The organism is Roseobacter sp. MED193, from assembly GCF_000152965.1.
In the GTDB taxonomy this organism is placed as follows: Bacteria; Pseudomonadota; Alphaproteobacteria; order Rhodobacterales; family Rhodobacteraceae; genus Pseudophaeobacter.
Map to the genome: position 1 here is coordinate 3,817,304 of NZ_CH902583.1, position 6,644 is coordinate 3,823,947.

General features: G+C 55.0%; 7 protein-coding genes and 1 tRNA gene. All 8 read left to right on the forward strand.

Annotated elements, in window-relative coordinates; translation table 11 throughout:
- Position 1 precedes the first annotated feature (1 nt).
- The 8 genes from iolD (at position 2) to MED193_RS23355 (ending at position 6,084) form a co-directional block, all read left to right on the forward strand.
- Positions 2–1,834, forward strand: a complete 1,833-nt coding sequence (iolD, locus tag MED193_RS20720) for a 3D-(3,5/4)-trihydroxycyclohexane-1,2-dione acylhydrolase (decyclizing) (RefSeq protein WP_009811738.1) — start codon at positions 2–4, stop codon at positions 1,832–1,834.
- Positions 1,834–2,739: a myo-inosose-2 dehydratase gene (gene iolE / locus MED193_RS20725; protein ID WP_009811739.1), complete on the forward strand. Its 906-nt coding sequence runs from the start codon at positions 1,834–1,836 to the stop codon at positions 2,737–2,739. The genes iolD and iolE overlap by 1 nt, the downstream gene beginning before the upstream one ends.
- 5 nt (positions 2,740–2,744) lie before the next feature.
- A complete protein-coding gene (gene iolB, locus MED193_RS20730) occupies positions 2,745–3,551 on the forward strand; it encodes a 5-deoxy-glucuronate isomerase (protein ID WP_009811740.1) in 807 nt (268 codons plus the stop codon).
- 185 nt (positions 3,552–3,736) lie between these two features.
- Positions 3,737–3,880, forward strand: a complete 144-nt coding sequence (locus MED193_RS23010) for a hypothetical protein (RefSeq protein ID WP_157041438.1) — start codon at positions 3,737–3,739, stop codon at positions 3,878–3,880.
- A 614-nt stretch (positions 3,881–4,494) separates the two neighbouring features.
- Positions 4,495–4,962: a helix-turn-helix domain-containing protein gene (locus tag MED193_RS20735; RefSeq protein WP_083790508.1), complete on the forward strand. Its 468-nt coding sequence runs from the start codon at positions 4,495–4,497 to the stop codon at positions 4,960–4,962.
- Between the two features lie 259 nt (positions 4,963–5,221).
- A tRNA-Gly gene (locus tag MED193_RS20745) sits at positions 5,222–5,295 on the forward strand.
- Positions 5,296–5,544: 249 nt separating this feature from the next.
- A complete protein-coding gene (locus MED193_RS20750; RefSeq protein WP_157041440.1) occupies positions 5,545–5,835 on the forward strand; it encodes a hypothetical protein in 291 nt (96 codons plus the stop codon).
- 120 nt (positions 5,836–5,955) lie between these two features.
- The gene (locus MED193_RS23355) at positions 5,956–6,084 is read left to right on the forward strand and encodes a hypothetical protein (protein WP_302621672.1); all 129 of its coding nucleotides are present in this window, start codon (positions 5,956–5,958) and stop codon (positions 6,082–6,084) included.
- The last annotated feature ends 560 nt before the right edge of the window (positions 6,085–6,644 follow it).

Here is a 6,644-nt window from a genome sequence, read left to right on the forward strand (position 1 = left end):
TATGGACAAGACAATCCGGCTGACTGCCGCGCAGGCTATGGTGCGTTACATTGCGGCGCAACAGAACGATGATGGCGAGCGTTTCATCGAAGGCTGTTGGGCTATCTTTGGTCACGGTAACGTCGCCGGCATCGGTGAAGCGTTACATGCTGCCAAAGACGACTTTCCTACATGGCGCGGTCATAACGAACAAACCATGGCCCATGCTGCCATTGCTTATTCAAAGCAATCTGGGCGGCGAAAGGCGATGGCCGTGACTTCCTCCATCGGTCCTGGTGCCGCCAATATGGTGACGGCTGCCGCGCTGGCTCATGTGAACCGTCTGCCGGTGCTTTTGATACCAGGAGAGGTATTTGCCGATCGCGGGCCTGATCCAGTCCTGCAACAGGTCGAGGATTGGGGCGATGGCACCGTAACCGTGAACGATGTGTTCAAGCCGGTGACACGTTACTTTGACCGGATCATGCGGCCAGAGCAATTGTTGACAGCCTTGCCACGCGCGTTCCGTACGATGACGGACCCTGCGGAGTGCGGTCCGGTTTGCCTGTCGTTCTGTCAGGATGTGCAGGCCGAAGCTTATGACTATCCCGAGAGCTTTTTTGAGCCAAAAGTGTGGCGTCAGCGTCGCATCCGCCCCGATGAGGGCGAGTTGGCCGAGATTGCTGACCTTATCCGCGCTGCGAAACGCCCTGTGATTGTGGCGGGCGGTGGTGTTCACTATGCGCAAGCGACCGAAGCGCTTGGATCCTTTGCAGCGGCGCACAACATTCCCGTGACCGAAACACAGGCGGGCAAGTCTACCCTGCCTTGGGATCATCCTCTTAACCTCGGCCCGATCGGAGTCACCGGCGGTGAGGCGGCCAACACGGTCTGTGGCGAAGCAGATGTGGTGATTGGCGTTGGTACCCGCTTTCAGGATTTCACCACCGGGTCGTGGGGGCTTTTTGCCAATCCTGAGCGCAGGCTGATCTCGCTCAACGTTGCAGCGTATGACGCGATGAAACATGGCGCTGTTCCATTGAAATCGGACGCGTTGGTGGGGCTCAAGGAGTTGAGTGATGCGCTTGATGGCTATGTGTCCCCCGGCAAGATTGACGGGTTGAAGCCAGATTGGTTCGCCAAGGTCGACCCGCTCACGGACGCACCTGAAGACAGCAACCAATTGCCGACCGACATGCAAGTTATCGGGGCTGTGCAGCGGGCATCTAACGAAGAAACAGTTGTTATGTGCGCCGCGGGCACCATGCCAGGCGAGCTTCATAAACTGTGGAAAGCAGGTAAGCCCGGTTCGTATCACATGGAATACGGCTTTAGCTGCATGGGGTACGAGATCGCAGGCGCAATGGGTATCAAGATGGCCCAGCCAGACCGCGACGTTATATGTTTCACGGGTGACGGTACCTACATGATGGCGAATTCGGAGATGGCGACAGCGGCGATGATGGGGATTCCCTTCACCATTGTGGTAACCGACAACCGAGGCTACGGTTGTATCAACCGGTTGCAAAAGGGATGCGGCGGGGCAGAGTTTAATAACCTTCTGGATCATTCCATCGGTGGCCAAAACTCGAATATCGACTTTGCCAAACACGCCGAAGCCATGGGTGCGACGAGCATCAAGGCCGGTTCGATTGCCGATCTGGAAACGGCGCTGGCAAAGCGGGCACAGGCCAAGGGCCCATATGTGATCGTTATTGATACTGATCCTTACCCAAGCACCGAACCAGGGGGCACATGGTGGGACGTTGGCGTTCCGGAAGTCAGCGAGCGATACGAAGTCAACGCCGCACGCGCCACCTATGAAACCAATAAAAAATTGCAGAGGGCGGACTGATGACCGTAAAAATCGGCATTTCCCTGGTTGCTTGGCAAAACGACGATCTGCCCGAGCTGACGAAAGATTACACCACCGAAGGTGCAATGGAGGATGCGGCTAAGATCGGCTACTCTGGCGTCGAGCGTGGCCGCCGGATGCCTGCGGACACCGAGGGTCTGCACGACTATCTGGACCGGTATGGTGTTGCCCTCTGTGGCGGATGGTGTTCGGGTAACCTGATGGTCGCCACTGTCGAGGAAGAACGCGAAGCCATCCGCCAGCAAGTCGAACAGTTTGCCGCCTTGGACGCGCCGTGCATTGTCTATGCCGAATGCTCGAATTCCATTCAGGGCGCACAGGTTACTCCAGTGTCGCGCCGTCCCGAACTGACGCGGGACGAGGTGATGTCCTATGCGGCGAAGCTGTCAGAAGTGGCGAAATGGGCACGCGATAAGGGTGTGGACCTGAGCTACCACCATCACATGGGCGCGATGGTTCAGGACGCTGAGGATATTGATTGGTTAATGGAAGGGTCCTCTGACGATCTGACGCTTCTGTATGACACCGGGCACTTACATTTTGCGGGTGCGGATCCGGTCGCGGTCTTGGATAAATGGGGCCACCGTGTTCACCACGTCCACTTCAAGGATGTGCGCCAGCCGGTACTGGATTGGGTCAATGCCGAAGATAAGAGCTTTCTTGATGGGGTTGCCGCCGGTGTCTATTCGGTCCCCGGCGATTCTGAAGGTTGCATTGATTTTCAGGCCATCACCGACAAGCTCAAGACGATGGATTACAAAGGCTGGATCGTGGTCGAAGCGGAACAGGACCCGGCCAAGGCGCCGCCGTTTGAAAATTCCAAACTCGGTTTTGATCACATCACGCAAATCTGCGGCCGCTCTGGCCTGACAATAGAGAAGTAGCGCCCATGGCTGACCTTTTGAGAAAACCCTTCGGCGCACGCGGAAAAGTGCACCAGATCACGCCAGAAAGCGCTGGCTGGCGTTATGTTGGCTTTTCGCTCTATCGACTGAAAGCAGGAGATACTGCGGCCGAGGTTACAGGAGACCGCGAGGTCATTCTGGTAATGGTCGAAGGCAAAGCCAATATCACAGGTGCGGGGCAGGATTGGGGCGTGCTGGGCGAGCGGATGAATGTGTTTGAAAAGACGCCGCCGCATTGCCTGTATCTGCCCAATGGCACCGAATGGGAGGCCGTCGCAGAAACGGATTGTGTGGTTGCTGTCTGTTCCGCGCCTGGCGTCGGCGGTCACGAGGCGCGCCGCATTGGCCCCGATGGCATCCGGCTTACTGAGCGCGGCAAGGGGACCAACACACGCCACATCAACAATATCGCGATGGAAAACGAGGACTATGCAGACAGCCTGTTGGTGACCGAGGTCTTCACCCCGGCGGGCCATTGGTCGTCCTATCCCAGCCATCGCCATGACGAAGATGACTTCCCGCGCATTACCTACCTCGAAGAGACCTACTACCACCGCTTGAACCCTGCCGATGGCTTTGGCATTCAACGCGTCTATACCGATGACGGCCAGCTGGATGAAACAATGGCTGTTAGCGATGGTGACGTGGTTTTGGTTCCACGTGGGCACCACCCTTGCGGTGCGCCCTATGGGTTTGAAATGTACTACCTCAACGTGATGGCTGGCCCCCAACGCAAGTGGCGTTTCGTGCCCGCGCCTGAGGTCAAATGGATCATGGAAAGAGACGCTTAAGCCTTAACCTGATCCAGCGCTCTCATTTTAAAGCTGCAAGAGCAAGACCTGTCAAAACATGCAATTCCGAAGGGCCCCGAGACGGAGTGTTTTGCTTTTTTAGTCAAAAAATTATCTTTAAAATCAGCCATCTCCATCTGTGCTACGGGAATGTCGAAACACGAAAAGCTTCTGGAGATGAGACCATGACTTTGAAGATAGCCATCAACGGGTTCGGACGTATTGGGCGCATTACTGGAACAAGTCACCCAGGTCAGCCAAGCCATGACACCGCGCATAGCGATCTCTACTCCGTACCGACAGCGCCCACAGTGGCCTCACTTACATGATCTTGGATGCACACCGGGGAAACATACCGAATTTGCCCCAGGGAATAATGCAGGAAGAGTTCGTGTCAGACACCGTTTGGGAAGCGTCTAGACTTGCCATTTCGCCCTCTGTACCGGTGGGAACCCGAAACGAACTTCTTATTGGGTTGGTGGATGCCGCGCGTCTGTAGGTTCAAAATGCGGGCGGGGTCGCAATATTGGGGATGATGCATCCGGCATTTTTGAGAACATTTAGGCGGGCAGGATTTGACATACGTCAATTTGGCCCCAAAGCGCCGCAAAGAGCCGGTTCTATCTGTGTCTTGCGTTGGGATTTCGTGCAAGGAGCTGTCGTTCCCCCTGGATGCACCTAGCCGCGCATCGAAGGTGAGGACTGATCCGAAAATCTGTTTCCAGTTCGCAGGCCGTTTTGGGAAGGTAGATTTTGTGTAATATATTGGATGATAAAGTATATTCCCATTCTAAAAAGCCGCTTGCCCTAGTGCGCGGTTCTTTCCGGTGCGGAATTAAGCATAATGGGCCTTATTGGCCTCAACGGCGTAGCCGGGGAGCGCGCTACTTTGAAGTGCGACTCTTGTTAGAAAACAACATGTTATCTGACGAGAGGAAACGCTATGGGAGCCGTTTACACCCAACTGAGTATCACAGAGAGACGCAGAATAGAACGCTGGAGGCATGCGAAGGTCCCTGTTGATGAGATGGCGCGTGTATTGAAGCGCTGTCGGTCGACGATCTTTCGAGAACTTAAGCGCAATCATTTCTCTGATGAATGCATGCCAAAGTGTGATGGCTATTACGGCGCGGCCGCCCAGATGATGGCCGCAGATCGTCGCGCGCGACAACGCAAACTGATCACGCATCCCGAACTTTGCCAGCGCGTGATCGAGCGGATCAAAAACGGATGGACGCCCGAGCAAATCGGCAACCGCATGATCCATGAAAGGACCATTCCAAGGGTCTGCCAGGAAACGATTTACCGCTACATCTATTCCAAGGAAGGTCAGCGCGAAGATTTGTGGTGGTACCTTCCTGCGCATAGCCGCCGTCCCGAGGGACATTCGAAGTTGTGGTTCCCGGCCTAGGTCGGGAACTCCGTTTTCACTCTGCTTTTGGATATTCCTTTGATAGTGGCCCAATCTGTCGCCGCATCTTCCTGTCCAGGGGCATGAGGTACTTGCGCTGCTGGAGATCAACGCGAGGAAGCTGTTTGAAGGCCAGAGATTGAGAGGTATTGCAGATCGTCCTGATGGCTGGATGGATAAACTTTTCCTGCCCCTGCTGTTGCGAGAGGTTCATGGCTTGACCCCCCAAAATCAATGATCTAAGAACTGATTCAGTTGAGCGGGCGTTGTGTAATGGTAAGACCTTAGCCTTCCAAGCTAATGACGCGGGTTCGATTCCCGCCGCCCGCTCCAGGATCGAACCCTCAGAACACATCACAAAATTTAATATGTGTTCAGGTTCAAAGACTTAAATCTACCGTGATTTGACTACCCCAACCGATCCCGCAACACTTCCCGCAACAAATCCCGCAACCGTCGGGCTTTTGTAGTAGCGATTTTTGGGCGTTTCAGCGCTCTGTTTGGTGGGAAATGCGCGTGATGGGTGACTATCGGGACCGGCATCCAAGTGGACGAAAAGAACCGCTTCCCTGGGAGCGGCGCTTGACTACGGCTTTCACCGTTGTGGTCTACATTCTTGCACCGCTTATGCTCTACGCCAACCTGAGCCACGTTTGGCGACTGGCCACCGATTTTGCAGCTTTGGTGACGCCGGGCATCTATGAACGCAAGGGGCGCAAAGCCCCCAAGAAGGTCTTTGCTTTCACTGACAAGGCCCCCTCCTATCAAAAGGCTTTCATGTTCTATCCAAAAATGAACGCCGCAGCGGGTCGCCGTTTTCCCCGGCATTTTTATCGTGCCTTGGCCAAGGCCTTTGCCACCCGCCACCGCTAGGCCTCCTCAAAAACAAGCGCGGGTCCTTCTGGCGCCCTGCCACGTGGGTATATTCGCACCCCGTTGTTTTGGGCGGTGGGGGATTTCCGAGGGGTGGCTTTTTGGATTGGGGTTGTTGTTATGTCAGACGATGAAACGCCACCCGTCCCAGAGTTGCCGCCGCTGACTGGCGAGGAACGGGCGCTGGTGGAGAAATACCCGATGCCCAAGGGGGTGCCGGATGCCGAGGTGAACAAGAACACCCGCTAATGACAGGACAAGTTTAAACTGGAAGGCGATCGAGGCGTCAGGAGTAACCGACAGGGAATTCATTGCATAGATTTATTATAGGTTTGCCGTCCTCCCCCATTCTCTGGGCATACTTAACGGCCTCATGCGATTGCGCGGTTCCTGGCAGGGCTGACGCTTGCTGCAGCAGTTGCGGGTACTTTACGTCCTTGGTTTAGGCGCGCTTCCTTTCGGTGTTCTATGCTTCCCGGGCCCAATTGTTGTCAAAGCGGGGAACTACAAGTGTCGAGTAATTCTGATCAGCGTACTCGCATCTTTGTACTCACTGACCTCAAAAGTTGGTCAAAGATTTCGCTTTCGGAAGTAGCACCCGGCGAGCTGCGCACTCTCTTCTTTTGAAGGTGAAATTCTTAAGAAGCTAAAAAACTGGGCAGTTCGATTCAGCAATCGGACCGGGAACGACCCGGTACCCGGGCCTAGGATTAATCAAGACAACTTGAATACCAGTCAACCTCTCCATGCACTCGTTGGCTACCTCCGCCCCCGTTGAGTTCCCATCAACATAGATGTCGAGCCAAACG